The sequence below is a fragment of the Roseateles sp. P5_D6 genome (assembly GCF_054049415.1).
Map to the genome: position 1 here is coordinate 328,411 of NZ_JBFUMK010000002.1, position 26,026 is coordinate 354,436.

Consider the following 26,026-nt stretch of genomic DNA (forward strand, 5'->3'; position numbering starts at 1 on the left):
GCGCGGCCCCAAAATGGGCCGCGCCATGCCTTTGACCCTCCCCAGCCCTCTCCACCCCGCCGCGCCCAGCCCGCTGGCCAGCCGGCTCGACAGCCTGTTGCCGGCCCTGGCGGATGCCCGCGTGCTGCTCGTCGATGACGACCCCGGCATGATCCAGATGCTCGGCCGGCTGCTGTCGGGCTACAGCCAGCTGCGCTTCGCCACCGACGGCGCCCAGGCCCTGGCCATCGCGCGGAGCTGGCAGCCCGAGCTGGTGCTGCTGGACGCCGAGATGCCCGGCATCGACGGCTTCGAGGTCTGCCGCCAGCTCAAGGCCGACCGGCTGCTGGCCGAGGTGCCCGTCATCTTCGTCACCCAGCACACCGGCGCCAGCGTCGAGGCTGCCGTGTTCGAGCTCGGCGCGGCCGACTTCGTCGCCAAGCCCGTCGCCGGCCCGGCCCTGCGCGCCCGCGTCGCCATGCAATTGCGCCTGCATCGCACCGCCCAGCGCCTGCTGCGCCTGGCCCGCCGCGATGCGCTGACCGGCCTGGCCGAACGCGCCCAGTTCGACGACGAGCTGGACCTGGAATGCCGCCGCGCCCGCCGCAGCGGACAGCCGCTGGCCCTGCTGCTGGCCGGCCTCGAAGGCCTGGCGGCCTACCGCAAGCGCCATGGCCAAGGCGCCGCCGACAACGCGCTGCGTCATGTCGCCGGCCTGGCCCAGCAGGCGCTGCAGCGGCCCGGCGACCTGGTCGCGCGCCACGGCGACGAAGTCTTTGCGCTGCTGCTGCCCGACACCACGGCCGCCGGCGCCGCGGCGCTGGCCGCACGCCTGCAGCAAGCGCTGGCCGGTGATGCCGAACTGACCCTGGCCATCGGCATCGGGCTGCTGGTCAGCGAAGGCGACCCGAGCGTGGCCGCCGCCGCCGCGCTGGCCGCGGCGCTCGAGGCCGGTCCGGGCCGGGTCTGCGTGTGCGCTGCGACTGCCGACGGCCACGAGCCGCCGCTCGCCACATGATGCTGCCCGCTCCCGACAGCTGGCCCACCCAGCTGGACACGCGCCACAGCCTGCTGCTGGTCGACGACGACGCCGCCAGCGTGCAGGTGCTGGCGCGCATGCTCAACGGCCTGGGCGAACTGCGCTTCGCGCTGTCCGGCGAGGACGGGCTGCGCCTGGCGCGTGAGAGCCCGCCCGACCTCGTCCTCGTCGACGCCGAGATGCCCGGCCTCTCGGGCTTCGAGGTCTGTGCCGCGCTGCGTGCCGACCCGCGGCTGGCCGATGTGCCCGTCATCATCATCACCGGCCACACCGAGGTCGCCGTCGAGGTGGCTGGTTTCGCGGCTGGCGCCTCCGACTTCATCCGCAAGCCGCCGGTGGCCGAGGTCGTCGTCGCGCGCGCCCGCACCCAGCTGCGCTTGAAGGCCCTGGGCGACGCGCTGCGCGCCTCGGCCCTGACCGACGGCCTGACCGGCCTGGCCAACCGCCGCCGTTTCGACCAGGACCTGCGCCTGGAATGCGAGCGCGCCCGCCGCGGCCACGAGAGCCTGGCCCTGCTGTTGATCGACGTCGACCACTTCAAGCGCTACAACGACCGCTACGGCCATGTGGCCGGCGACGCCTGCCTGCGCGAGATCGCCGCCGCCATCCGCGGCTGCATCCGCCGCCCCGCCGACCTGGCCGCGCGCTACGGCGGCGAGGAGTTCGCCGTGCTGCTGCCGCAGACCGACGCGGCCGGCGCGCGTGCCATGGCCCAGCGCATCGTCAACGCCGTGGCCGACCTGGCGCTGGCGCATGCCGATGCGACACCGAGCTGCCTCGTCAGTGTCTCGGTCGGCTGGGCCGCAGCCCGGCCGGATCTGGACGCCAGCGTCGTGCTGACACGTGGCGAGTCCCTCGTCGAAGCGGCCGACCGCGGCCTCTATGCCGCAAAGGCGGCCGGCCGCGGTCGCATCGGCGAAGCCAGCGAGGCCCATGCCCACGCTTGAGCGCCAGCCGCGGCTCGGCGGCCCACACACTGCGCCAGACCAGGACCCGACATGTCCCTGACTTCCTGTGCCCCATCCACACTGCGCCGCTGGCTCGCCGGCCTGTTGCTCGCCGCGACCACGTTCGCGGTTCCGGCAGCTCCCCTGGTCATCGCCATTGGCGACTCGACCCTGTTCGCGCCGCTGCAGCTGGCCGCGCAGGAGGGCTTCTTCGCGGCCGAGGGCCTGGACGTGCAGGTCATCGGCTGCATCAACGGCCGGCGCTGCCTCAAACACCTCACCGACGGCGAGGCCCAGATCGCGACGGTGGCCGACACGCCCATGGTGTTCGCCCTGCATGCCGGCCACCGCTTCGAGATCGTCGCCACCTTCGGCACAACGCCCCGCGACACGGCACTGGTGGCGCGCACTGATCGCGGCATCCGCACGCCCGCCGATCTCGCCGGCAAGCGCATCGGCGTCGTGCGCGGCACGAGCGCCCACTACTTCACCAACGTCTTCCTGCTCGTCAATGGCGTGCCGCGCGACTCGGTCAACCTCGTTTTCATCGACCCCGATCGCGGCGCCGAGCCGCTGCTGCGCGGCGAGGTGGACGCGGCCGGCCTCTACCGCCCCGCGGGCCCCCAGGCGCTGCAGCAGCTCGGCCCCAAGGGCGTGCAGTTGTCGACACTGCGGCCCTACACCGTCATGGTCAACCTCGTTGCCCAGCCCGGGCTCAGCCAGGCCACGCTGCTGCGCATGCTCAAGGCGGCACAACGCGGCGTGGCCCTGCTCAACAACCAACCGGGCCGCGCCCACGAGCTGCTCGGGGCACGCTGGAAGGTCGGCGCCCGCAATGCCGCCGCCCAGCTTGACGGTTATGAGTTCCACCTCGGCCTCGACCAGAACCTGCTGTCGACACTGGAGGCCGAGTCGCGCTGGGCGGTGCGCGAAGGCCTGGTGGAGAACAAGGCCGTGCCGGACTATCTCGAGCTGATGCGCGTCGAGCCGCTGCGCGCGCTGGATCCGCGCTCGATGACGATAGTCAAGTAATGATGGTGCCCCTCGACCGCCCCCGCCTCGCTGAACGCGGGCGTGTCCAGTCGGTCCCCCTGGGGGACGGCGATGCATGCGGCGTCGAGCCGCATGCACATCGCCAGAGCGGGCCGGCTAGGGAACGGCCCGGCGCTCGGCCCGCCGAACCCAAATATCCGCGGAGTCATTGATGCGCCTGCGCCCCGCCCTGATGACCTGCGTGATCGCGGCGCTGCTGGTCGTCGGCACGCGGCTGACGAGCATCGCCATCGAGCGCGAAGCCTCCGAGCGCAATGACGCGCAGCGCACGACGGTCGAGGTCATTGCGCGCGACGCCGCCGGCCTGCTGGTGCTGACCCAGGACTACGGCCTGTACCACAGCGAACGCGCCGCCCGGCAGTGGAACCTCGTGCACCAGCGCCTGAGCCAGGCGCTGGCCAACTACGCCGGCGCGGACGCGGCCAGCGCCGAGCAGGTCGGCGACCTGCAGGACACGGCCCGCGGCCTGCCGCAGGTCTTCGCCGCGCTGCGCCAGGCCTCGCAGTCGGCAGCCGTCGATGCCGATGGTGTCGCCCGCCGCGAGATGCTGACCGACCAGCTGGTCAACGAAACGCGCCGCGTCAGCGACGGCGCCTTCGAACTGTCGCGCGACCTCGTCGAGTCGCGCCGCCGCGACGCCGTGCGCCAGCGCTGGCTGGCGGTCGCCACGCAGGCCACGCTGCTGACACTGACGCTGCTGCTGGCCGGCCTGCTGCTCAAGCGCGTGCTCGCGCCCATCGACAAGCTGCGCAGCGTGGCCAAGGCCGTCGAAGGCGGTGACCTGGCTGCCCGCAGCGGCTTGGCAGACAAGGACGAGCTCGGCCAGCTGTCGCAGGCCCTGGACGCCATGACGGCCGCCCTGCAGCAGCGCGACACGGCCCTGCGCGACAGCAACCGCCAACTCGCACGCAACGAGGCCTTTCTGGAGCGCGCCGGCCAGATGGCGGGCGTCGGCGGCTGGGAGCTGGATGTGGACAGCGGCCGGCTGAGCTGGACGGGCCAGACCCACGCCATCCACCAGTTGCCGGACGGCACCGAGCCGGACAGCGAGGCGGTCTTGCGCGGCTTCATGCCCGACTCCGAGCAGAAGCTGCGCCAGGCCATGGCCACGGCCGCTCGCACCGGCGAGGGCTGGGACCTGGAGCTGGAGCTGCTGGCCCCGGACGGTCGGCTGCGTTGGCTGCATTCCGTCGGCGCCACCGAACGAGAAGAAGGCCGCGAGGCCGGCCGCGTCGTCAGGCTGGTCGGCGCCGTGCAGGACATCACCGAGCGCCGCGCCGATGCCGACGCCCTGCGCCGCGCGATGCAGGCGGCCGACGCGGCCAGCGCGGCCAAGAGCGACTTCCTGGCCAATATGAGCCACGAGATCCGCACGCCCATGAACGCCGTCATGGGCCTGACCTTCCTGCTCGAACGCACGCCGCTGGACGCCGCCCAGCGCGACCTGCTGGCCAAGGTCGGCAGCGCCAGCCGCTCGCTGCTGGACGTCATCAACGCGGTGCTGGACCTGTCCAAGATCGAGGCCGGCGAGATGGTCATGGAAGCCACGCCCTTCGACCCGCGTGCCCTGCTGCGCGATGTCGCCAGCCTGTTCCAGTCGCAAGCCGAGTCCAAGCGCATCGCGCTCAATCTCGAATTGGACGCAGGCCTGCCACCGCTTCTGCTCGGCGACGCGGCGCGGCTGCGCCAGGTCGTCAGCAACCTCGTCTCCAACGCCATCAAGTTCACGTCCGAGGGCGAGGTCGCCTTGAGCGCGCGCTGCGCCGACGCCGGTGCCCAGCCGCTGCAGCTCGAGATTGCCGTGCAGGACAGCGGCATTGGCATTCCGGCCGAGGCGCTGTCGCGCATCTTCACGCCCTTCACCCAGGCCGACAGCTCCACGTCGCGCCGCTACGGCGGCACGGGCCTGGGTCTGTCCATCGTCAAGCAGCTGTGCGAGCTGATGGGCGGCCAGGTCGGCGTCAGCAGCAGCCCCGGCGCCGGCACGCGCTTCATCGTGCGCCTGCCCTTCGAGCCCGCGGCCGGCCCGGGCCCGGCCATCCGCCCGCTGACGCTGCTGCTGGCCAGCGACGATGCCACCCAGCGCGACGCGCTGCAGCGCCTGTGTGCCGACCTTGGCTGGCAGGCCGAACCGCTGGACGCCGCCGCGGCGCTGATGGAGCGCCTGGGCCGCGCCGCACCCGACCTGGTGCTGCTCGACCACCGCCTGTTGCAGACCCTTCCCTCGGCCGGGCAGCGCGTCTTGCAGGAACGCCTGGCCGCCCTGCCCTGCGTGTTGATGAGTCGCGGTGCCGGCGTGGGGCAGCTGCGCCTGCCAGCCGATGTGTCGGCCCTTTTCGACGCCGTACAGGCGGCGCTGGCCGCGCGCGGCACCACGCAGCCGCTGCTGGCCAGCGGCCCCAGCGCCACAGCCGTGCAGCGCCTGCCCGGCGTGCGCGTGCTGGTGGCCGACGACAGTGACATCAACCTCGAGGTGGCCCGGCGCATCCTGGAGCAGGAGGGCGCGATCGTCACGCTGGCCCAGGACGGGGCCGCCGCCGTCGCGCGGCTGCGCGCCGAGCCGGGTGGCTTCGACGCGGTGCTGATGGACGTGCAGATGCCGGTGCTCGACGGCTTGGCCGCCGCGCGCAGCATCCGCACCGAACTCGGCCTGCGCGAGCTGCCCATCCTGGCGCTGACTGCCGGCGCCCTGCTCAGCGAGCGCCAACGCGCGCTGGACGCCGGCATGAACAGCTTCATCAGCAAGCCCTTTGATCCGGCCGGCCTCGTGCAGCAGCTGCGCGAGCAGGTCGAACGCATGCAGGGCCGGCGCCTGCCGGTGGCCGCCCGCGCCGCAGAGAGCCCGGCGGGCGAGGCCTGGCCGGCGCTGGACGGCATCGACAGCGACGAGGCCAGCCAGCGCATGCAGGGCGACCTGGACTTCTTCGCCCGTCTGCTACAGCGCCTGCTCGACGAGTTCGTGGACCTGACGGCATTGGCACCCCTGGATGCCACGCAAGCCGCCGCCCGCCTGCACAAGCTGGGCGGCAGCGCCGGCTTGCTGGCGGCTGCGGCCCTGCGCCAGGCAGCCCAGCGTGGCGAAGTCCAGGCCCGCGCCGGACAGGACTTCCAGGCCGCGCTGGCCGAAGTGGCGCAGCGCCTGTCGGCACTGGCGGCGCAGGCCCGACCCTGGCTGCAAGGTCGCCAGCCCGGCCCGGCGACCGCCGCGGCCCGCCCGCTGGATGCGCAGGCGCTGGTGCGCTTGAAGCAGGCCCTGCAGGCGCATGACCTGGCCGCCCTGGACCAGTTCCAGCCCCTCGCCCCGGCACTGCGCGCGGCCTGCGGCGAGGCCGGCTTCGAGCGGCTGCGCCACGCGCTGGACCGGCTGGATTTCGAGGCGGCTCTGGCTGTTCTCAGCTCCATTGCCGACGCACCAGCTTGACGCGCTGCATCGCCGCATCGGACTGGGCCAGCGCCGCCAGAGTGCGTGCCGTCGAGACGGATTCGCAAAGCAGGGCGAAGAGCGTCTATGGCTGCAATCGATCACGCCCAGCCTGTTGCGGGGCGGTCAGCCCACCGGCAGGGCCGTCTCGTACTTGACCTCGCGCAGCACGACGTTGCTGCGTACGCTGCTCACGCCCGGCAGCTTGAAGATGTGCTGCTGCAGGAAGAGGTCATAGGCCTTCATGTCGGCCGCAACAACCTTGATGACGTAGTCGGCCTCGCCGGTGATGGCATGGCATTCGATGATCTCGCGTCGCGTGCCCACCAGGCGTTCGAACTGCTCCACCGCGCCTTCGCTGTGCCGCACCAGGCTGACATTGGCCAGCACGAGGATGGACAGGCCGATCTTCTCGCGGTCCACCAGCACGACCTGGCCGCGGATGACGCCGCGCTCCTCCATCTCCTTGACGCGCCGCCACACCGGCGTGGCCGACAGGCCCACCTTCTCGGCCAGGGCCTGAGTCGACAGGCGCGCGTCAAGCTGCAACGCCTCAAGGATCTGCAGGCTGGCCCGGTCGAACTCGTTTGTTTCCATGTCAGTGGTGCCCGGCCGCCCGAAGCCACTGACGCGCCCCCTCGGGGGGCAGCCAGCAACGCGGGCGTGGGGGCGTTTCGTTAAATAGCCTCTTTGGAGAAGAATCATCTCATTCGGCCCGCCGCAACCCGGCATTGAGGCAAGTTCTTCCGGCGTATGGAGGGAAGAATTTCCCGCCTTAGGAGATCCGATGTCCGACACCTCTGTCACGCCCAGCCTGCGCCCCTACCAGCTCAGCGACAACCTCGCCGCCAACAGCGGCGCCGTCTTCCTGACCGGCACGCAGGCCCTGGTGCGGCTGCTGCTCGCGCAGAAAGCCCAGGACGAGCGCGCCGGGCTGAAGACGGCCGGCTTCGTCTCCGGCTACCGCGGCTCGCCGCTGGGCATGGTGGACCAGCAGCTGTGGAAGGCCAAGAAGTTCCTCGAGAAGGCCCACATCGAGTTCCTGCCCGCCATCAACGAAGACTTGGCCGCGACGGCCTGCCTGGGCGTGCAGCGGGTGGCGCTGGATGCGCAGCGCACCGTCGATGGCGTGTTTGCGATGTGGTACGGCAAGGGCCCGGGCGTGGACCGCTCGGGCGATGCGCTCAAGCACGGCAACGTCTACGGCACGAGCACGCAGGGCGGCGTGCTGGTCGTCTGCGGTGACGACCATGGCTGCGTCTCCAGCAGCACGCCGCACCAGAGCGACCAGGCGCTGCAGGCCTGGAGCATGCCGCTGGTGCACCCGGCCAATGTGGCCGAGTACCTGGAGTTCGGCCTGTATGGCTGGGCGCTGTCGCGCTTCTCGGGCGCCTGGGTGGGCTTCAAGGCGATCTCCGAGGTTGTCGAGAGCGGCATGACGGTAGACCTGGACGCCGTGCCGCTGGACTTCGAGCATGCCGTCGACTACACGGCGCCGACCAATCTGCATATCCGCTCGGTGGACCTGCCCTCGCTGGAGCTGGAGTCGCGCCTGGCGCACAAGATCGAAGCGGTGAAGGCCTTCGCCAAGGTCAACAGCATCGACAAGCACATCGTCACCAGCCCGGCGGCTACTTTGGGCATCGTGACGGTGGGCAAGGCGCACTACGACTTCATGGAGGTACTGCGGCGCCTGGACCTCGACCCCAACGCCCTGGCCGCGGCCGGCGTGCGCGTCTACAAGGTGGGCCTGGTCTTCCCGCTGGAGCCGACCCGCATCACCGAGTTCTGTTCCAACCTGACCGACGTGCTGGTCATCGAGGAGAAGGGCCCGGTCGTCGAACGCCAGATCAAGGAGCTGCTCTACCACCTGCCCGACTTCCAGCGCCCGCGCGTCGTCGGCAAGACGGACGAGCATGGCTGCGCGGTGCTGAGCGCCCTGGGCGAACTGCGCCCCAGCCGCATCATGGGCACGGTGGCCGACTGGCTGGCGCGGCTGAACCCGGCGCTGGACCGCCGCCACCTGGTCGTCGACTTCCTGACACCGCAACTGCTGAGCAACGCCGCCGACGCGGTGCGCCGCCAGCCCTATTTCTGCTCGGGCTGCCCGCACAACACATCCACCAAACTGCCCGAGGGTTCGCGGGCGCTGGCTGGCATCGGCTGCCACTTCATGGCCAGCTGGATGGAGCGCGGCACCTCCGGCCTGATCCAGATGGGCGCCGAGGGCGTGGACTGGGCGGCGCAATCGCGCTTCACCAAGGAGAAGCACGTCTTCCAGAACCTGGGCGATGGCACCTACTACCACTCGGGCTATCTGGCCATCCGCCAGGCCATCGCGGCCAAGACCAACATCACCTACAAGATCCTCTACAACGACGCCGTCGCGATGACCGGTGGCCAGCCGGTGGACGGCCAGACCAGCGTGCCGCAGATCGCGCGCCAGGTGGAGGCCGAGGGGGTCAAGCGCCTCGTGGTCGTGTCCGACGAGATCGGCAAATACGACGGCCACCACGGCCTGTTCCCGGCCGGCACGAGCTTCCATGACCGCAGCGAGCTGGATGCCGTGCAGCGCGAGCTGCGCGAGATCGAAGGCGTGACGGTACTGATCTACGACCAGACCTGCGCCGCCGAGAAGCGCCGTCGCCGCAAGAAGAAGGAATTCCCGGACCCGCCGCGCCGCATCTTCATCAACGAGGCCGTCTGCGAGGGCTGCGGCGACTGCGGGGTCGCATCGAACTGCCTGTCCGTGGTGCCGGTGGAGACCGACTGGGGCCGCAAGCGCGCCATCGAGCAGAGCAGCTGCAACAAGGACTTCTCCTGCGTGAACGGCTTCTGCCCGAGCTTCGTGTCGGTGCACGAACCGGTGCTGAAGAAGAAGGCCGGCGGCAGCTACACGGCGCAAGACCTGGCGCGCGAGCTTGCCGCCATCACTCCGCCCGCACCCTGGCAGTGGACGGGCCCGTTTGATCTGCTGGTCACGGGCGTCGGCGGCACGGGCGTCGTCACCGTCGGCGCGCTGGTCTCCATGGCCGCCCACCTCGAGGGAAAACAGGCCTCGGTGCTGGACTTCATGGGCTTTGCGCAGAAGGGTGGCGCGGTGCTGAGCTTCGTGCGCGTGGCACCAACGCTGGACCTGCTGAACCAGGTGCGTATCGACACCCAGCAGGCCGACGTGCTGCTGGCCTGCGACATGGTGGTGGGCGCCTCGCCCGATGCGCTGGGCACGGTGAAGGCCGGTCGCACCGTCATCCTGGCCAACACGCATGAACTGCCCACGGCCGGCTTTGTGCGCAACCCGGATGCATCGCTGCAGGGCGACTCGCTGATCGCCAAGATGAAGTTCGCCGTCGGTGAGCACGGCGAGCTCAGCACCATCGATGCGCAGGACATCTCGCAGCGCCTGATGGGCGACACGCTGCCCAGCAACATCATCATGCTGGGCGCCTGCTGGCAGCGCGGCCTGATCCCCGTCAGCGAGGCGGCGCTGATGCGCGCCATCGAGCTGAACGGTGTCGCCGCCGAGGCCAACAAGACCGCCTTTGCGCTGGGCCGCCTGACCATCGCCGCGCCGGATGCCATTGCGCGGCTGGCCGGCGACGTCAACGTGGTGAAGCTCTTCAACTTCGACCAGCTCGACGGCCCTGACGGCCTGATCGAGCGGCGCGCCCAGTTCCTGACCGACTACCAGGATGCGGCCTACGCCCAGCGTTACCGCGCCTTGGTCGAGCGCGTGCGCGCCGCCGAGTCCGCCCTCGGCAAGGGCCAACGCCTGACACAGGCCGTGGCGCGCTACTACGCCAAGTTGCTGGCCATCAAGGACGAGTACGAGGTGGCGCGCCTGTACACCGACGGCCGCTTCGAGAAGGCGATGAAGGACCAGTTCGAGAACTGGGAGCGCCTGTCCTTCCACCTCGCCCCGCCGCTGATCTCCAGGCCCGGCGCCGACGGCCGTGCGAAGAAGATCGAGATGGGTTCGTGGACCTTCACCGCCTTCAAGTGGCTGGCGAAGCTGAAAGGCCTGCGCGGCGGCGTGCTGGACATCTTCGGCAAGACCGAGGAGCGCCGCATGGAGCGCCAGCTCATCACCGACTACGAGAAGCTGGTCGACGAGATCCTCGCTTCACTGACGGCCAACAACCTGAACACCGCCGTCGAACTGGCCCGCCTGCCCGAGAAGATCCGCGGCTATGGGCATGTCAAGCATGCCAACGTCATTGCGGTGAAGAAGCAATGGCAGGCACTGCTGGATCGCTTCCATGGCCGCACGGTCGAGGTTGCGGCGCAGCCGGTGGCGATGCCGGTGCGGGTCAAAGGCGTGGCGGAGCTGTAGCCCTCAGCGCTCCCAGACTCCCGCGCGCCTCAGCGTGTCCACGGCGTCGAGGTCCAGCGCCCAGTTGCCCAGGCGCTTGTCGACGCGTTGCGCGGTGGCCGGGCGCACGCCAGGCAGCGGCGCACCCTCCAGGAAGGCGCCGAGGCACTCGCCGATGTAGTCGAGCCCGAGGTGGCCCAGCGTGGCCGCGCTGCCGGTGAAGCGACCGTTGATCTCGAAGGCCAGCAGCCGCCCGTCCGGCGTGCGGCCCAACTGCACATTGAAGGGGCCGCGCCAGCCCAGGTCGGCCAAGGCCGCCCCGAAGGCCTGGAGCATAGGGCGCAGTTCGCCGTCCAGGGCCAGCGCTTCGACCCGCTCCGTGCGGCCGAGCCTGACTTGCGTGTGCCGCGTCGCGAAGGGCGCCAACAACCGGCCCGAGGGCGCCACGCAGCCGTCCAGGCTGAGTTTTTCCACTCCGGGTAAGGACCAGTCCAGCGGCACACCACCCTCGCGCAGTCGCTGCCAGGCCGCCAGTTCCGGCCGGGCGCCCAGCCAGGGTTGAAAACAGTAGTCCGGCCAGGCCAGCGCGGCGCGCAGTTCGCTCTGCCCGGTGGCCAGCACGACGCCGCGCGACGCGTTGCCGCGGCGCGGCTTGGCAACCAGCGGCCAGCCCCATCCAGACGCCAGCCCCGACACGGCGGCCCAACCGTCCTGATCGCACAGCGTCGGTGCGAAGGGCAGGCCGCGTGCCGTCGCGACGGCGGCAGTGGCCCGCTTGTCGCGCAGCACCTGCGCACTCGCTGTGCTGCCCACCATGCAGCGCACCCCGGGGTTGCGCTCGGCCCATCCGGCGAGGAAGACAACGTCGTCGTCGCGACCGGGCAGGATGAGGTCGGGTGCCTCCTGCGCCACGATGGCTTCGAAGCGGGCCAGGAAGCCGGCGTTGTTGAGCTCGGGAGTGAGGTGAACGCGGTCGCACAGGAAGTTGCTGACCGCGTCGGCCTGTGAGTTGAAGCCGACCACCTCGACGCCCTCGCGCCGCCCGGCCAGCGCTTCGAGCAGGTTCTGCCCCACCAGGCTGCCGACGCTGGCGACCAGCAGGCGCGGCCTCTCATGCATGGCCGGCTGGTTCTTGCATCAGGGCAGGCACGACATGCGTGGCGAGGGCGCACCGCAGCTGATCGAGGTCTGCTTCGGTCAGGAAGCCATGCCAGGGCAGGCCGAGGCTGCGCCCGGCCAGGGCGGCCGTGACCGGCAGTTCGCCAACGACCGGGCAGGCCGCGAAGGCCGGCTGCGCCGGCAGCGGCGGGCAATACCAGCGGCGCGTCTCGATGCCCTCGCGGGCCAGGGCTGCGGCCACCGGCGCCGCGGGAACGGGCAGCATCAACACCAGGTTGGCCGGCAGCGCGTCGCCGGCATCGAAGCCCGTCTGCCGCGCCACGCCGGGCAAGCCGTCCAGCAACGCGCTGTAGGCCGGCCACCGTGCCCGGCGCCGCTCGCGCAGCGCGCCACGGCGCGCCCACTGGCACAGGGCCACGGCCGCCGCGTACTCCGACATCTTGGCGTTGCCCGCCACGGCGGCGGCCCGCCTGCCCTCGAACCCGAAGTTGGACAGCCGAGCCACACGCTCGGCCAGGGCGGCGTCGCGCGTGGCGATGAGCCCACCCTCGCCGATGCCGAAGGGTTTGGTCGCATGCAGGCTGAAGGCAGCGCAGGCTCGATGCCCGATGGCCTGGTTGCCGAAGGCCGCCGCGGCATCCATCAACACCGGGACGCCCGTGTCCTTGGAAAAGGCATCCCACGCGGCCGCATCCAGCGGCCGGCCGAAGGTGGCCACGGGCATCACCAGCGCCAGGCGGCGGTGGCGTGCGACCTCGCGCGCGAGCACCGGGCTGAGCTGCCAACTGCCCTCGGCGACGTCGGCGAACAGCACCCGCAGCCCCTGGCGCAGTGCAGCGGCTGCGGTGGCGGGAAAGGTGAAGGCGGGCATCAGCACCTCGCCGCCCCGCGGCAGGTCCAGCGCCGCCATCGCCAGTTCGAGGGCGGCGGTGCCACTGCTCGCCGTGCGGACATGCAGGTCCGACCGCACCGGCACGATCGACGCGACCGGCCAGTGCGCCGCGAGCGTCGCTTCCAGCTCCCGCACCAGCGGGCCGAAGTTGCTGTACTGGCGTGCGGCGTCGATGCGGCGCAGCCAGGGCATCAGCGCGTCCGCGCAGGGCAGGTCGGGAATCAGCAGCCGCATGCTCATGGCGCCGGCGCCGGGACAAGGCCGGGCACCTCGTCGTGCCCGATCTCGAAGTGCTCGGCCGGCAGGCCTGCACACCAGCGCTGCCACATGCGACGAACGGCTCGCTCCAGGCCCCGCGCGACCGTGGCCGGCTGGCGCAGCGGCGTGGCCTGCCAGCGATCCCGCAGGCCCGCACGCAAGGCCGCCAGCGCCGGCAGGTCGCCGGCCCGGGCGGCGGCGATGGCGACGAACTCGTCGACGTCGCGCGCCACCCAGTCCCCCAGCCCGATGCGGCCCAGCACGCCGGCCGACTGGCAATGCGCCCGCCCGGGGCCGCGCAACGTCACGACCGGCACGCCCATCGCGAGCGCATAGTTGGTCGTCGTGCCGCCACCGTAGGGCCAGCTGTCGAGCACAAGGTCCACCTCGCCGTGCAGGGCCAGGTAGTCGGCCAGCGCCACGGGCGACCGGAACTGCAGCCGCGCCGCGGCAATGCCCTGCCGCGCGAACTCAGCCTCCAGGCGCTGCGCCTGCGCCTGCGCGGCGACGTAGCCGATCAGCAGGCGCGCATCCGGCACGGCGTGCAACACGCGGGCCCAGCCAGCGACGACCTCCGGGCCGATCTTGCGCACCGCGTTGAAGCTGCCGAAGCAGACCCGCCCCGCCGCCAGCGCCGGCAGCGGACCGACCTCCGGCAGCCGAACCAGCGGCGTGAACGTGCCCGAGCAGGGGATGCGCGCGAACTTCTCGACGTAGAAGTGCTCGTACAGGCCCGGCGGCGCATTGAAACGGTCGCACAGCGCGTAGTCCATGGCACGCAGGCCGGTCGTGTTGGGATAGCCGATCCACGTCACCTGCAGCGGCGCGGGCTTCATCGCAAAGCTCGGCAACCGGTGGCCGGCCGTGTGGCCCGACAGGTCAAACAGCACGTCGATCGCGTCAGCATGGATGCGGGCCGCCAGCGCCTCGTCGCCGAGGTCCCGCACGTCGCGCCAGACCTGGGCCAGCGGGCGCAGCCGCTCGGTGACTGCATCGCGCTTCGCACCGCCCGCGTAGACCCAGACTTCGATCTGCCTCCGGTCCAGCGCCGCCCAGACCGGTTCGATGAAACCGGCCACGGGATGATCGTAGAGATCGCCCGACACGAAGCCCACGCGCAGCCGCCGCGCCGGGTCGCACGGCTGCGCGAAGGCGAAGCTCGCAGCCGGCGCCGCGGCCTCGGCGCGCCGGCCGTATTCGACATGCGCGGCGAAGCTCTCCTCGGGCGCCAGGCTGCCATCGAGCGTGCCGTAGTACAGCCGGTTGCTGAACAGGGACAGGTCGCGAGGAAACTCATCGCGGCTCGCGCTGCAGTAGGCCGCAGCCTCGGCCGGGTCACCCCGGTGCGCAGCGTGCCAGGCCAGCAGGCGGCGCGCTTCCACGTTCTCGGGATCGAGTTCGAGGACGCGGCGATAGCTGGCCGGTCCGTCGGCTTCCTGCCCGGTGACCGTCAGGAAGCGGGCCAGGTTCAGCTGGAACTCCACCGACTGCGGCGCCAACGTCACCGCGCGCCGGCTGGCATCGATGGCTTCGGACATGCGCTGCGAAGCCGCCAGCGCGACGGCCAGGTTGTTGTGACGCGCCGCCTCCTGCGGTTCGTCACGCACCGCACGGCGCGCCAGGCTCAACGCCTGCGGCAGGTCGCCTGCTTCCATCGCCGCGGCAAAAGCCTGCCAGGCCATCGTCCCGGCCGCCGTTCCGAGAATGCGCAGGTTGTCTCGGATTTCGGCATCGCCCGGCGCCAACTCGGCCGCACGGCGCAGCGCCGCCAGCGCGTCGCGATGCCGGCCAAGCTGCATATGGCCCAGGCCGAGCAACTGCCAGAGCTTGCTGTCGGAGGGCCGGTTGCGCAGCGCGGCCTGGGCGCAGTCGACGGCCAGGGCATGCTCACCGAAGTTCAGGAGCCGGATCAGCTCGATGTTGGACGCGATCGATTTGTGCCTTACCGCCATACCCGCCATTTGCGTCTGCCGTCACACCGGCTCGGCCCAACCCAGCTCCGCCATGTCCGCCACACGATGCTTGTCATCGCCCAGCATGATGAAGTCATCCAGCTGCGGCGGCTTCACCGCCGTGCCGGCCAGCATCGCATGCACCTGCCCCCGATGGTGGGTCTGGTGCATGAAGAGGTGCGCCAGCACCCGCCCCACCGGCTCGCGCGGCCCGTTCTCGATACCGGCGCCGCGGTCGAAGGCGACGATGCGCTCCTCGTCGCCCGGCTGTAAGCCTGAGCAGAACGCCACCAGCTTCTCGTCGCTTTCGTCCTGCCGCGCCGCCAGCTCGGCCGCCGTCTGCGCCGGCACATAACTGGCCCAGATGTGGCGCATGGCTGCGTCACCCTGCAGGGCGGCAAGGTAGTAATGGTCCACATTGAGGATGTGATTGGCCGTCAGCGCCAGGCTGGGGAAGAAGCTGGTGCGCGGGGCGTGGAAATCGGCATCGGACAGCGCTGCCAGCGCACTCAGCAGGCGGCGGTTGGCGAGGCGGTTGGCGCGGGCCTGAATGAGGAAGATATTCATGGCTGGCATTGTGCTCGGGCGGCCCCGCCATGGGGCTGACGGCGCGGACCGGACATGCTTCAATCGCCACGCAGGCAGCATGCCGCGCCACAAAAGAGTCAAGGCTTGCGCATCGGAGACGGCTATACCGGGTCAGAGAAGGTCAGCACGGCTGCATGGGTGGCGGCCGCGGCCGTGCTGTCCATCGGCCTGGCTTTGACAGCGGGCGCCGTCATCTGGCAGCAGCAGCGCGCCGGCGCCGAGGCGCGCGGCCTGCAGGAACGCCAGGTTGAGCGGCTGCAGGCCGATGTCGTGAAGCGGCTGACCATGCCGGTCTATGGCCTCAAGGGCGCCCGCGGCGCGCTGGCGGCGCTGGAGGGCAAGTTCAGCCGCGCGGCCTTTGACGCCTATGTCGAGTCGCGCGACTTGCCCCGCGAGTTCCCCGGCGTGCGTGGTTTCGGCTTCATCGAGAGGGTGGCGCGCCGCGACCTGCCCGCCTTCGTCGCGGCCCGCCAGCGCGAGGGGGGCACCGAATTCCGCGTGCATGGCTCGGGCCAGGACCCGACGCTCTACGTCGTCACGCAGATTTCGCCGTTCTCGCACAACTTCTCGGCCTGGGGCATCGACTCCGGCGCTAACCCGGTGCGCCGCCAGGCCATCGAACAGGCCATCGACAGCGGCGAGGCGACTCTTTCCGGCCCCGTGCGCCTGGTGCAGGACCCGCTGAAGGGCACCGGTTTCCTGCTGCTCGTGCCGGTCTATCTGCAGGGGCATGACCCCGGCACGCCGGCCGAACGCCGCGCCGCGCTGCTCGGCCTGCTGTATGCCCCGCTGGTGGCGGGCGACCTGCTGCGCGGCGTGGCAGAGCCGGCGTCGTCGCTGCTGGACCTGAAGTTGTCCGTCCGGACCACCGACGCCGAGTTTCAGCCCCTGCTGGCGACGCGCGCGGGCCAGGCGCTGGCACCGGCCGAGGCGGCCGATTACGAGCTGAGTGACGCGCCGACGGCCGATTCGTTGCGCTTCACGGTCGCCGGCCGCGAGTTCATGCTCGATACGGCGCTGACCCGCGAGGCGTCCATGCGGCTGCTGGGCCTGTCGGGCCTGGGCCTGGAACTGGGCGGTGCGCTGCTGAGCCTGCTGCTGGCCGTGACGGTCTATCTGCTGGCCGCCGGCCGCACACGCGCCGAGGAGATGGCGCGCGGCATGACCGCCGACCTGGCGCGGCTGGCCATGGTGGCCAGCCACACGACCAACGCCGTCCTGATCACCGACACCGAACGCCGCATCAACTGGGTCAACGATGGTTTCACGCGGCTCAGCGGCTTCACCAGTGCGGAAGCCGTGGGCAAGCGGCCGAGCGACTTGCTGCACTCAGAGCTGACGAACGAGGACACGGTGCACGGCATGCGCGAGGCCATGAGCGTTGGCCTGGGCTGCAAGGTGGAGCTGATACGCCGCGCCAAGGACGGCCGCGACTACTGGGTGGACGTCGAGGTCCAGCCCCTGCACGACGCCGAGGGCGCGCTGACGGGCTTCATGGTCATCGAGTCCGACATCACGGCCCGCAAGCAGCTCCAGGCCCAGGCCGACGAGGCGCGCCAGAGCCTGCAGGATCTCTATGACAACGCGCCCTGTGCCTATTACGCGCTGGACGAGAACGGGCGCTTCCTGCAGATCAACGCCCTGGGCCTGAGCTGGCTGGGCTGCACGGCCGAAGAGCTGATCGGCCAGGCCAGCCCGGCGGACTTCTTCGATGCCGAGGGCCGCCTGCTGTTCAGCCAGGCCTTCCCCCGCTTTATGCGCGAAGGGCGCATCTCGGAGCTGGAGTTCAGCGTCAAGGGCCGCCAGGGCGAAGCCCGCCGCGTCAGCCTGTCGGCCACGGCCGTCTACGACGCCAACGGCAACTACCTGCGCAGCCGCTCCGTGATGTTCGACATCAGCGAGACCCACCGCATCCGCCAGCAGTTGCACCAGTTGACGCTGGACCAGGAAGCCATGCTGGAGAGCGATCTGGTCGGCATCGTCAAGCTGCGGGACCGCGTGACCGTCTGGCGCAACCAGGCGCTGGAGCGCATGTTCGGCTACGCCGAGGGCGAACTCCTCGGTGCGCCGGTGCGCCAGCTTTATGTCGACGACACCGCCTATGAGACCCTGGGTGCGCTGGCCTATCCACAGCTCAAGGCCGGCGGTCGCTTTCGCACCCAGCTGCAGATGCGGCGCAAGGACGGCTCGTTGATCTGGGTGGACCTGGCCGGCGTCGAGCTGCCCGCCGTATCCAGCGAACGGGGTGGCGAGTCGCTGTGGATGATGGTCGACATCACGCAGAGCAAGGCCCACGAGGCGCGCATGGAGCGCGCGGCCCTGCACGACGCATTGACCGGCCTGCCCAACCGCCTGCTGCTGGGCGACCGGCTCAAGCAGGCCATTGCCGCCGCCGAGCGCAGCGGCCATGTCTTTGCGCTGGCTTATCTCGACCTGAACGGCTTCAAGCAGATCAATGACAGCCATGGCCACGACGCCGGCGACGAAGTGCTCAAGGCCGTGGCCGCCCGCCTGCACACCGGCCTGCGCGCCAGCGACACGGTGGCCCGCCTGGGTGGCGACGAATTCGTCGTGCTGCTGACGCCGACCCTGGTGCCGGCCGACGCCGAACCGGTGCTGAACCGGCTGCTGGACGCTCTGTCCCAGCCGATCACGCTGGGCTCGGGCGAGCAGGTGGCCGTGGGCAGCAGCCTGGGCCTGGCCCACTTCCCGGTGGATGGCCAGACGGCGGATGCGCTGATGCGCTTCGCCGACGAGGCCATGTTCGCCAACAAGCGCGCCGGCCGCGCTCGCGCACGCACAAGTTAGCAAACGTTTCCGCCGGGGCGTATTCACGCCCGGCGGGCACTGTGCGCCGATCGGTTGTAACAGCTGCCCCCGGCTTGGGGCATGATTCGCGCCCATGCTGACCCGCCGCCAAGCCCATCTCGCCCTGGCCAGCCTTGCGCTGCCGGCCACATCTGCTCGCGCCCAGGAACGCCGCGCCATCGTGCTCGGCCAGTCCGTGCCGCTGACCGGCCCCGCCGCCCAGCTCGGCCTGCAGATGCAACTCGGCGCCAAGGCCTATTTCGATGCCGTCAACACCAGCGGCGGCGTGGGCGGCCTGCCCATCGTGCTGAAGACGCTGGACGACGGCTACGAACCCGCGCGCTGCAAGGCCAACACCGAGAAGTTCATCCAGGAGGATGTCTTCGCCTTGTTCGGCTATGTGGGCACGCCCACGTCGGTGGCGGCGCTGCCGCTGGCGACGGCCGCCAAGATTCCCTTCATCGCCCCCTTCACCGGCGCCGAGGCGCTGCGCGACCCGTTCAACAAGCTGGTTTTCCACATCCGCGCGTCCTACTACGACGAGACCGAGCTGATCGTCAAACAGCTGACCCAGCTCGACCTGAAGAAGATCGCCGTCTTCCACCAGAACGACGCCTACGGCCAGGCCGGTCTGAAGGGCGTGGTTCGCGCGCTGGAAAAGCGTGGCCTGCAGCCGGTGGCCGTTGCGACGGTGGAACGCAACAGTGTCGACGTGGCGGCGGCCATCAAGACCCTCGTGCCTGCACAGGCCGAGGCGATCGTGCAGATCAGCGCGTACAAGAGCTGCGCCGCCTTCATCCGCGAGGCCCGCAAAGCAGGCTATTTCGGCCAGTTCTACAACGTGTCCTTCGTCGGCACGCAGGCCCTGGCCGACGAGCTCGGCAAGGACGCCGCCGGCATCGTCGTCTCGCAGGTCATGCCGTCGCCCTTCGGCACCGCGGTCGGCCTCGTCAACGACTACCAGCAGGCCCTGCGCAAGCTCGACGCCAAGGCCGAGCCCAACTACACGAGCATGGAAGGCTATGTCGCGGCGCGCGTCATCGTCGATGCCCTGCGCCGTTTGGGCGGCCGGCCCACCCGCGAAGCACTGATCGCCGCGCTGGAAACCTTGTCCGGCTACGAGTCACGCGGCTATCACCTGAACTTCTCGCCCACCAAGCACACCGGCTCCAGCTTCGTGGAGCTGTCGATGCTCACGGGCGACGGAAAAGTGAAACGTTGACCCCTCGCCCAGTCTCGCCCCGCTGAACGCGGGCGCGTCTGGTCGGTCCCCCGAGGGGACGGCGATGCTTGCGGCATCGAGCCGCAAGCACATCGCCTTACGCGGGCCGGCTTGGGAGCGGCCCGGCGCTCGGCCCGCAAATGTCATCAACCGCGATCGTCCTTGGGGGAGTCCATGACGATGTAGCTGGTGATCATGCTGACCTGGGGCAGGCCGCCCAGCACGTCGGCATGGAAGCGCTTGTAGGCCGGCAGGTCGGCCACCTCCACACGCAGCAGGTACTCGAAGGCACCGGTCACGTTGTGGCACTCGCGCACGACCGGGCAGTCCTTCATCGCCTGCTCGAAGCTCAGCTGCTCGTCCAGCGTGTGGCGCGACCGGCCGATGGCGACATAGGCGACGAAGCCCAGTCCCAAAAGCGTCGGGTCCAGCACCGCCCGGTAGCCCTTGATGACGCCCAGCCGCTCCAGCTCTTGCACGCGGCGCAGGCAGGCCGAGGGGCTGAGCGCGATGCGCTGGGCCAGCTCGGCATTGGTCAGGCGCCCGTCCTTGACCAGTTCGCGCAAGATCTTCTCGTCGATGGCATCCATGGCCGCAGATGATTGCACAAGACCGGCCGGCGGCACTGCAAAACGCAAGCCCATTCGACGCCGACCTGCCTAGAGTTGCGCGCCATGGAAACCACCCTCAGCACCCTGGCCGCCCTCACCGGCTTCGCCTTCGTCATGTCCATCACGCCCGGACCCAACAACCTGATGCTGCTGGCCTCGGGCACCAACTTCGGCTGGCGCCGCAGCCTGCCGCATCTGCTGGGCATCAGCTTCGGCTTCGGCGTCATGCTGGTGCTCGTCGGCCTGGGGCTGGGCGAGGTGTTCACGCGCTACCCCGGCCTGCACGAGGTGCTGAAGTGGGCAAGCCTGGCCTATCTGCTCTACCTCGCGGTCAAGATCGCCAGCGCCGCGCCACCGACCGCTCAGGGCGGCGGTCAGGGCCGACCCATGGGCTTTGGCGCTGCGGCGCTGTTCCAGGTCGTCAACCCCAAGGCCTGGGCCATGGCGCTGACGGCCGTGACGGCCTATGGCGAACTCGGCATTGCGGCGCTGACCGCCGTCTTCGTCCTCGTCAACCTGCCCTGCTGCGGCTCATGGGCCCTGCTGGGCGAGCAGATGCGCCGCTGGTTGCACCGGCCGCGCGCGCTACAGGCCTTCAACTGGGGTGCCGCGGCGCTGATGGTGGTGTCGGTGCTGCCGCTGCTGCGGAGCTGACGCCGCTCAGTCGGCCATCGGCTCTACGCTGACGCTCACGCCCAGTGTCGCCACGCCGCCGCCGCGCAGCACGCCGCGCAGCGGCGCCACGTCGGCATAGTCGCGGCCCCAGGCCAGCGTGACGTGGTCCAGGCCCGCAGGCACGGCATTGGTCGGATCCAGGGCCAGCCAGCCCTGCTCGGGGCACCACAGTTCAACCCAGGCATGCGAGGCATCCGCGCCGACAAGTTTGGTCACGCCCTCGGGCGGGCGTGTCAGCAGATAGCCGCTCACATAGCGCGCCGCCAGGCCCAGTGAGCGGCAGGCGGCGATGAAGACGTGGGCGAAGTCCTGGCAGACGCCGCTGCGCAGGGCCAGCGCGTCGGCGGCGCGGGTCGCCACCGTCGTGCTCTGCGGCAGATAGCGCAGGTCGGTGTGGATCTGGTGCATCAGCGACAGGCCACCGGCGGCCAGCGTGCGGCCGGGCGAAAAGGCGCGGCGCGCATAGGCGCGCAGCGTCTCGTCGGGTGCGGCGTAGTTGGAGGCGAGCGCGAACTCGTCGGCCTCCTGCAGCGCACGGCCAGCGCGGTAGCGCAGGCCGGCCGCAACGGCCTCCCAGGCCTGGCCGCGGCCGGGCTCGGGCACCGGGCGGTCGCTGAGCTCCACCTCGAAGCGGCTGTCGACGACGAGGCGTTCATGCACGCGCGCATGGCCAAAGCTCAGGTGCTGGTTGCCCCAGGGGTCGCGGCGCAGATGCCGGGCCAGCTCGCCCGTGTCCAGCTCCAGCCCCTCGACGCCCCAGCCGTCCGGCAACGGGTCGATGTTGAGCCGCCAGTCGCTGACCTTTTGCCAGGGCGTGTGGCGCGGCGCCAGGCAGGCGGCGTGATAGGCCCATTCCACCGAGTCGTCGTAGGTGTACTCGGTGACGTGATGGACGGCGAGCCGGATGCCTGTCATTGCCAGACTCGCTGTTCTGCGCCGAGCACATGCGCGAAATAACGCTGGCTGATCAGGCTGGACAACTCGCCCGCCTGGGCCGCCGCGCGCGTCAGATGCTCGACAAGGGCCGGCCCTGACGCCGCCAGTTCGGCCAGCGGCCAGGCCTCGGGCACGGGCAGCTCGGCAGCGATGTCGGCGGCCCAGCCGGGATCGTGGCGGGCCAGCTTGGCGAAGCGGTCGCGCAGCGTGCGCGCCACCCAGGCCAGCGACCGCGGGTTGTCGGTGTCGTGCACCAGCAGGTGCAGCAATGGCGGTGCCTCGCGGCGCGCCTGGAACTGGGCACGGTAGGTGATGGTCGAGTCGAACACGCCCAGCAGCAGGCCGAAGCCGTCCTCGGTCAGCGCCAAGCCATGCTCGAAGGTCTCGGCCAGCACCTCGGCATGGAAGGACAGGCGCTCGATCTGGCGGCCGATGGACAGCAGCCGCCAGCCGTCATCGCGCGTCATGCGGTCGGTCTGGGCGCCGGTGATGGCGGCCAGGTGGGTGTCGGCGCGCGCCAGCACATTGAGCACATCGGTCACCGGCGTGCCCGGACCGGGGCGGTCCAGCACAGCGCGCAGATGCTGCTCGAACTGGGCGGCTGTTTCGTGGATGAGGCGCCAGGCCTCGGGCGACAGGCGCTCGCGCAGCGCCTGGGCGCAGGACTGCAGCGCACGCAGGTTCCAGCCGACGCTGGTCTCGCCGGACGCCGGCAGCAGGGCCGTCAGGATCGCACGCTCGAAACCACGCGGGTCGTCCTCGGCCGCGGGCGCCTTGGCGCCGACAAGGCCATGGCGGCGCGCCAGCGCGTCCAGCAGCGGCAGCATGGGCGGCGGCATCGCGCCGCGCTGCACCATGACGCTGGCCTCGATGACATGACGCGCCAGCCGGGCGCTGTTCTCGGCACGCTCGGTGTACCGGCCCAGCCAGAACAGGTTCTCGGCGGCGCGGCTGGTCACCGTCCAGTGCACGTCGCGCAGGTCGGCGGCCTGCAGCGGCTGGGCCAGCAGCGTCGTCGGGTCGACCTCGCCGTCGGTCATGACCCAGGTGTCGGCGCTCAAGCTGCCGCGCTGGATGGACAGCCAGGCATCGGCCAGCGGGTCGCGCTTGGGCGCCACGCGCGCCAGGCCGCCGGGCAGCACCTTCCAGCCGCCCTGGCCGTCGGTCATGGCGAAGACGCGCAGCACCGCCACGCGCGGCTCCAGCGCGCCGCGCGTCCAGACCGGCTGCTTGGTGGGCTTGACGCGGGCCTGCAAGGTGTAGGCGGTGGGGTCGGCGTCGATACGCTCGGCCAGCTCCCAGAGCTGCTCGTCGGTCAGTTCCGCGGCGACGATGGGCGAGAAGCTGCGCGTCGTGCTGCTGGCCGAGAAGGTCGGCACGACGACAAACTCCGCCAGCCGCGGGCGCAACCTGCGCCAGGCGCTGTCCTCGCCGCACCACCAGCTCTGGATGGCTGGCAGCGTCAGGTCCTCGCCCAGCAGGCTCTCGGCCACGCCGGGCCAGAAGGCGGACAGGCCCGGGCTCTCCAGCCAGCCGGCGCCCGGCGCATTGGCGATGACGACCTCGCCGGCACGCGCTGCCTGCAGCAACCCCGGCACGCCAAGGATGGAGTCGGGGCGCAGCTCCAGCGGGTCCAGCCAGGTGTCATCAACGCGGCGCAGCAGCACATGCACGCGCTCCAGGCCGGCCAGGGTCTTGAGATAGACCTTGTCCGCGCGCACCGTCAGGTCGGCGCCTTCGACGAGGGTGATGCCGAGATAACGCGCCAGGAAGGCCTGCTCGAAATAGGTCTCGTTGCGCGGCCCCGGTGTCAGCAGCGCGACGCGGCTGCGCTCGCCGGCGGGTGACAGCTGGGTCAAGGTCTGGATGAAGTCGCGGTAGCTCGCCGCCAGGCGCTGCACGGCCATCTGCCGGAAGGCTTCGGGGAACTGCTGGGCAACGATGAGGCGGTTCTCGAGCACATAGCCCAGGCCCGACGCCGCCTGCGTGCGCTGGCCGACCACCCACCAATGGCCGTCGGCGCAACGCGTCAGGTCGAAGGCCAGCACATGCAGGTGAACGCCAGCGGCCGGCTTGGCTCCATGCATACCGCGCAGGTATTGCGGGTGGGCCAGCACCAGTGACGCGGGCAGCAGGCCTTCGCTCAACAGCTTGCGCTCCCCGTAGGTGTCGGCCATGACGGCGTTGAGCAGGCGCGAGCGCTGGGCGATGCCGGCCTCGATATGGCGCCATTCGTCCGGCTCGATGAGCATGGGCAGCAGTTCCAGCGGCCAGTGGCGGGCCAGCGGCGCACCCTCTCTCTCGTCCTGGCCGGGCAGCGGTGGGGCATCGCTGTGCACGTTGTAGCTGGCGCCGTCCTCCAGCACGCGGCGCTGCACGCGCAGGGCCTTGGCGCTGAGCTCCTGCCAACCCGCCGCACCGCCGGCCGCGAAGAAACGACGCCAGCGCTCGGTGAGGCCGCCCTGGGGCTCGCCGGGCTGGTTGACCTGGCCGGTCAGCTCATAGAAGTGGCCGTCACGGCTGCGCAACGCGGCCGAAGCGGCAAGCGCCAGCGGGTCGGGCGCCAGCACCTCCTCGGGCTCGTCGGGAAGCAGGCTCCACTGGCTGGGGGTGAGCTCAGACATGGGCGAGGAGGATCGATGCGGTCATGCGGCGCGAAGAAGGCGGAAAGGGCATTGTCGAGCAATGTCCGCGCGGCGCCGGCCCGGGGCTGCGGGGGGTGCGCCGGCTGGCGCCGGTCACTGCTCAGGGCACCGGTAAGCCCGGCTCGCTGGCAACCTGGCCACGCGGCGACAGAAAGGCGCGCAACACGCGTTCGGCCGCTTCCGGGTCATCGCGCCAGGCGCCATGGCCCACGTTGGCAAAGCGCTCGAACTGCACCCATTGCGCCGGTAGCGCGGCAACGATCTCTTCGGCGTCCTGCGGCGGCGTGACCGGGTCCTGCTCGCCGGCCATGACCAGCACCGGGCACTGCACATTCGCGAGGCCCGGGCGAAGGTCCATGTCGCGCAGCTCGGTGCGGGTGTGGGCGAACAGGATCTCCGGCTTGAACATCATCCAGCCGCCGGCGTTCGGGTTCTTGAGCTGCGTGTTGTAGAGGCGGCGGCAGACCTTTTCATACACGGCCCAGCTGGCCGGGCCGGGGTTCTCCCAGAACTCGCGCGTGGCGGCCGCGGCGTCCGGCCCGCCGAGCGCACCGAAGCGCTCGATCTTGCGCTCCAGCCCGAAGTGATGCGAGGTGCTGGACAGCACGACCTTGCCCGGGTGCTCCGGGTGGCGGGCCAGATAGCGCTGTGCGACAAAGCCGCCGAAGCTCTGGCCCAGCACGATGGGCTTGACGACGCCCAGTGCGTCGCACAGCCGCACGATGTCGTCGGCGAAGACGTCCAGCACCCACTCATCCGCCGGCCGCGGGTCGCTGCGGCCATGGCCGCGCTGGTCGAAGTAGACGACCTGGCAGAGATCGGTGAAGCGGCTGAAGAAGGGCCGGAAGGCGGTATGGTCGAAACCCGGGCCGCCATGGATGAGGATCAGCGTCGGCTTCTCGCGCAGTTCGGGGCCGACGGGCTCATGGCCCAGGCCCTCAATGTCGACGAAGAGGCGGACGCCGGGTTCGATTTCGATGCGCATGTTTCGGGTCTTAGCGCGATTCGCGCTGGTGGCGAATCGAGATTACAACGGCCACATCAGCGCGCGGCACGTATCGGTAGCGGACGACGTAACCTCGTGCAGCCCGGCCGACGACCAGTTCACGCGTGCCGGTGCCGGCACGGCGTCCGATTTCTGGCGCGTAAGTCAACACACGCAGCGCATCGAGCAACTCGTCTTTGCGCTCGACGGCGTTGTCAGCATCGTGCGCCATCAGAAAGTCCGTGATGCGATCCAGATCGTCAATTGCACCGCGCCCAAGCTCGACACGCGTCATTCGAGAATCTTGCGAGGCTTCGGCAGTACCGCCGGCTTACCGGCAACCTTGGCATCGAAGTACGCCTTGGCTTCGTCAAGGCTGACGGCTTCGCCAGTCTTCAGGAACTCAGTCCAACGCTCCTCGCAGATCCTGTCCATCTCCGCATCGAATTCCGCCTGCTCGACCGACTCGGCAATGGCATCGCGGATGAAGGCATGCGCCGTCTTGCCGGCCCGCGCGGCGGCTTCGCTCACGCGTTCCTTCAAGTCGTCTTCCAGGCGAATGGTCGTCGTCGACATGGGGGCTC

At 70.5% G+C, this 26,026-nt stretch carries 19 protein-coding genes; 8 read left to right on the forward strand and 11 right to left on the reverse strand.

The genetic code is table 11. From position 1 onward, the window contains the following. The first annotated feature begins 25 nt into the window (after window positions 1-25). The 4 genes from ACXJKM_RS03540 (at window position 26) to ACXJKM_RS03555 (ending at window position 6,439) form a co-directional block, all read left to right on the forward strand. Window positions 26-997, forward strand: coding sequence for a response regulator (locus ACXJKM_RS03540; protein ID WP_457350280.1), 972 nt, complete (start codon window positions 26-28; stop codon window positions 995-997). Further along, a complete protein-coding gene (locus tag ACXJKM_RS03545; RefSeq protein WP_457350282.1) occupies window positions 994-1,965 on the forward strand; it encodes a diguanylate cyclase domain-containing protein in 972 nt (323 codons plus the stop codon). Before ACXJKM_RS03540 ends, ACXJKM_RS03545 begins: the two co-directional genes overlap by 4 nt. A 51-nt stretch (window positions 1,966-2,016) precedes the next feature. Further along, on the forward strand, window positions 2,017-2,997 hold the full coding sequence (locus ACXJKM_RS03550) for an ABC transporter substrate-binding protein (protein ID WP_056202795.1): 981 nt from the start codon (window positions 2,017-2,019) through the stop codon (window positions 2,995-2,997). Between the two features lie 172 nt (window positions 2,998-3,169). Then, window positions 3,170-6,439: an ATP-binding protein gene (locus ACXJKM_RS03555; RefSeq protein ID WP_457350284.1), complete on the forward strand. Its 3,270-nt coding sequence runs from the start codon at window positions 3,170-3,172 to the stop codon at window positions 6,437-6,439. A 126-nt stretch (window positions 6,440-6,565) separates the two neighbouring features. Here ACXJKM_RS03555 and ACXJKM_RS03560 read toward each other — a convergent pair whose 3' ends face one another. Continuing rightward, window positions 6,566-7,036: an Lrp/AsnC family transcriptional regulator gene (locus ACXJKM_RS03560; protein WP_056202791.1), complete on the reverse strand. Its 471-nt coding sequence runs from the start codon at window positions 7,034-7,036 to the stop codon at window positions 6,566-6,568. A gap of 190 nt (window positions 7,037-7,226) precedes the next feature. On the opposite strand from ACXJKM_RS03560, the gene ACXJKM_RS03565 reads away from it, so the two are divergent. Further along, the gene (locus ACXJKM_RS03565) at window positions 7,227-10,772 is read left to right on the forward strand and encodes an indolepyruvate ferredoxin oxidoreductase family protein (protein ID WP_457350286.1); all 3,546 of its coding nucleotides are present in this window, start codon (window positions 7,227-7,229) and stop codon (window positions 10,770-10,772) included. Window positions 10,773-10,775: 3 nt separating this feature from the next. On the opposite strand, the gene ACXJKM_RS03570 is transcribed toward ACXJKM_RS03565, so the two are convergent. Genes ACXJKM_RS03570 through ACXJKM_RS03585 form a run of 4 tightly spaced genes read right to left on the reverse strand, consistent with a single transcriptional unit; the run spans window position 10,776 to window position 15,539 of the window. Beyond that, window positions 10,776-11,870, reverse strand: a complete 1,095-nt coding sequence (locus ACXJKM_RS03570; protein ID WP_457350288.1) for a hypothetical protein — start codon at window positions 11,868-11,870, stop codon at window positions 10,776-10,778. Further along, entirely contained in the window at window positions 11,863-13,002 is a 1,140-nt protein-coding gene (locus ACXJKM_RS03575; RefSeq protein WP_457350290.1) for a DegT/DnrJ/EryC1/StrS family aminotransferase, read from the reverse strand. The genes ACXJKM_RS03570 and ACXJKM_RS03575 overlap by 8 nt, the downstream gene beginning before the upstream one ends. Continuing rightward, window positions 12,999-14,972: an O-linked N-acetylglucosamine transferase, SPINDLY family protein gene (locus ACXJKM_RS03580; protein WP_457350292.1), complete on the reverse strand. Its 1,974-nt coding sequence runs from the start codon at window positions 14,970-14,972 to the stop codon at window positions 12,999-13,001. The genes ACXJKM_RS03575 and ACXJKM_RS03580 overlap by 4 nt, the downstream gene beginning before the upstream one ends. Window positions 14,973-14,993: 21 nt before the next feature. Beyond that, window positions 14,994-15,539, reverse strand: a complete 546-nt coding sequence (locus ACXJKM_RS03585; protein ID WP_457350294.1) for a DinB family protein — start codon at window positions 15,537-15,539, stop codon at window positions 14,994-14,996. A 105-nt stretch (window positions 15,540-15,644) separates the two neighbouring features. On the opposite strand from ACXJKM_RS03585, the gene ACXJKM_RS03590 reads away from it, so the two are divergent. Further along, window positions 15,645-18,368 carry a CHASE domain-containing protein gene (locus ACXJKM_RS03590; RefSeq protein ID WP_457350296.1) on the forward strand — a complete coding sequence of 908 codons (2,724 nt, stop codon included), beginning with the start codon at window positions 15,645-15,647 and terminating at the stop codon, window positions 18,366-18,368. A gap of 94 nt (window positions 18,369-18,462) precedes the next feature. Then, window positions 18,463-19,590 (forward strand): ABC transporter substrate-binding protein, encoded by a 1,128-nt coding sequence (locus ACXJKM_RS03595; protein WP_457350298.1) that lies wholly within the window; start codon window positions 18,463-18,465, stop codon window positions 19,588-19,590. A gap of 146 nt (window positions 19,591-19,736) precedes the next feature. Here ACXJKM_RS03595 and ACXJKM_RS03600 read toward each other — a convergent pair whose 3' ends face one another. Further along, window positions 19,737-20,180 carry an Lrp/AsnC family transcriptional regulator gene (locus ACXJKM_RS03600; RefSeq protein WP_457350300.1) on the reverse strand — a complete coding sequence of 148 codons (444 nt, stop codon included), beginning with the start codon at window positions 20,178-20,180 and terminating at the stop codon, window positions 19,737-19,739. An 84-nt stretch (window positions 20,181-20,264) separates the two neighbouring features. Between ACXJKM_RS03600 and ACXJKM_RS03605 the strand changes: the two genes are divergently transcribed. Beyond that, entirely contained in the window at window positions 20,265-20,855 is a 591-nt protein-coding gene (locus ACXJKM_RS03605; protein WP_457320092.1) for a LysE family translocator, read from the forward strand. A 6-nt stretch (window positions 20,856-20,861) separates the two neighbouring features. Here ACXJKM_RS03605 and ACXJKM_RS03610 read toward each other — a convergent pair whose 3' ends face one another. The 5 genes from ACXJKM_RS03610 to ACXJKM_RS03630 form a co-directional block, all read right to left on the reverse strand. Continuing rightward, window positions 20,862-21,791, reverse strand: a complete 930-nt coding sequence (locus ACXJKM_RS03610) for a transglutaminase family protein (RefSeq protein ID WP_056202763.1) — start codon at window positions 21,789-21,791, stop codon at window positions 20,862-20,864. Next, entirely contained in the window at window positions 21,788-24,436 is a 2,649-nt protein-coding gene (locus ACXJKM_RS03615) for a circularly permuted type 2 ATP-grasp protein (protein WP_056202760.1), read from the reverse strand. The genes ACXJKM_RS03610 and ACXJKM_RS03615 overlap by 4 nt, the downstream gene beginning before the upstream one ends. 121 nt (window positions 24,437-24,557) lie before the next feature. After that, the gene (locus ACXJKM_RS03620) at window positions 24,558-25,442 is read right to left on the reverse strand and encodes an alpha/beta fold hydrolase (RefSeq protein WP_457350302.1); all 885 of its coding nucleotides are present in this window, start codon (window positions 25,440-25,442) and stop codon (window positions 24,558-24,560) included. Between the two features lie 10 nt (window positions 25,443-25,452). Continuing rightward, window positions 25,453-25,737 (reverse strand): type II toxin-antitoxin system RelE/ParE family toxin, encoded by a 285-nt coding sequence (locus tag ACXJKM_RS03625; protein WP_457320096.1) that lies wholly within the window; start codon window positions 25,735-25,737, stop codon window positions 25,453-25,455. Continuing rightward, complete coding sequence (locus ACXJKM_RS03630; protein ID WP_056202746.1) at window positions 25,734-26,018, reverse strand: DUF6290 family protein; 285 nt, start codon at window positions 26,016-26,018, stop codon at window positions 25,734-25,736. The genes ACXJKM_RS03625 and ACXJKM_RS03630 overlap by 4 nt, the downstream gene beginning before the upstream one ends. Window positions 26,019-26,026 lie beyond the last annotated feature (8 nt).

Coding starts and splice junctions, on each gene's coding strand:
- ACXJKM_RS03580 (WP_457350292.1), bottom strand. CDS start 14,972: ATGGCGGTAAGGCACAAATCGATCGCGTCCAACATCGAGCTGATCCGG.
- ACXJKM_RS03575 (WP_457350290.1), bottom strand. CDS start 13,002: ATGAGCATGCGGCTGCTGATTCCCGACCTGCCCTGCGCGGACGCGCTG.
- ACXJKM_RS03600 (WP_457350300.1), bottom strand. CDS start 20,180: ATGGATGCCATCGACGAGAAGATCTTGCGCGAACTGGTCAAGGACGGG.
- ACXJKM_RS03605 (WP_457320092.1), top strand. CDS start 20,265: ATGGAAACCACCCTCAGCACCCTGGCCGCCCTCACCGGCTTCGCCTTC.
- ACXJKM_RS03585 (WP_457350294.1), bottom strand. CDS start 15,539: ATGAATATCTTCCTCATTCAGGCCCGCGCCAACCGCCTCGCCAACCGC.
- ACXJKM_RS03615 (WP_056202760.1), bottom strand. CDS start 24,436: ATGTCTGAGCTCACCCCCAGCCAGTGGAGCCTGCTTCCCGACGAGCCC.
- ACXJKM_RS03570 (WP_457350288.1), bottom strand. CDS start 11,870: ATGCATGAGAGGCCGCGCCTGCTGGTCGCCAGCGTCGGCAGCCTGGTG.
- ACXJKM_RS03595 (WP_457350298.1), top strand. CDS start 18,463: ATGCTGACCCGCCGCCAAGCCCATCTCGCCCTGGCCAGCCTTGCGCTG.
- ACXJKM_RS03610 (WP_056202763.1), bottom strand. CDS start 21,791: ATGACAGGCATCCGGCTCGCCGTCCATCACGTCACCGAGTACACCTAC.
- ACXJKM_RS03560 (WP_056202791.1), bottom strand. CDS start 7,036: ATGGAAACAAACGAGTTCGACCGGGCCAGCCTGCAGATCCTTGAGGCG.
- ACXJKM_RS03620 (WP_457350302.1), bottom strand. CDS start 25,442: ATGCGCATCGAAATCGAACCCGGCGTCCGCCTCTTCGTCGACATTGAG.
- ACXJKM_RS03555 (WP_457350284.1), top strand. CDS start 3,170: ATGCGCCTGCGCCCCGCCCTGATGACCTGCGTGATCGCGGCGCTGCTG.
- ACXJKM_RS03550 (WP_056202795.1), top strand. CDS start 2,017: ATGTCCCTGACTTCCTGTGCCCCATCCACACTGCGCCGCTGGCTCGCC.
- ACXJKM_RS03625 (WP_457320096.1), bottom strand. CDS start 25,737: ATGACGCGTGTCGAGCTTGGGCGCGGTGCAATTGACGATCTGGATCGC.
- ACXJKM_RS03540 (WP_457350280.1), top strand. CDS start 26: ATGCCTTTGACCCTCCCCAGCCCTCTCCACCCCGCCGCGCCCAGCCCG.
- ACXJKM_RS03565 (WP_457350286.1), top strand. CDS start 7,227: ATGTCCGACACCTCTGTCACGCCCAGCCTGCGCCCCTACCAGCTCAGC.
- ACXJKM_RS03545 (WP_457350282.1), top strand. CDS start 994: ATGATGCTGCCCGCTCCCGACAGCTGGCCCACCCAGCTGGACACGCGC.
- ACXJKM_RS03630 (WP_056202746.1), bottom strand. CDS start 26,018: ATGTCGACGACGACCATTCGCCTGGAAGACGACTTGAAGGAACGCGTG.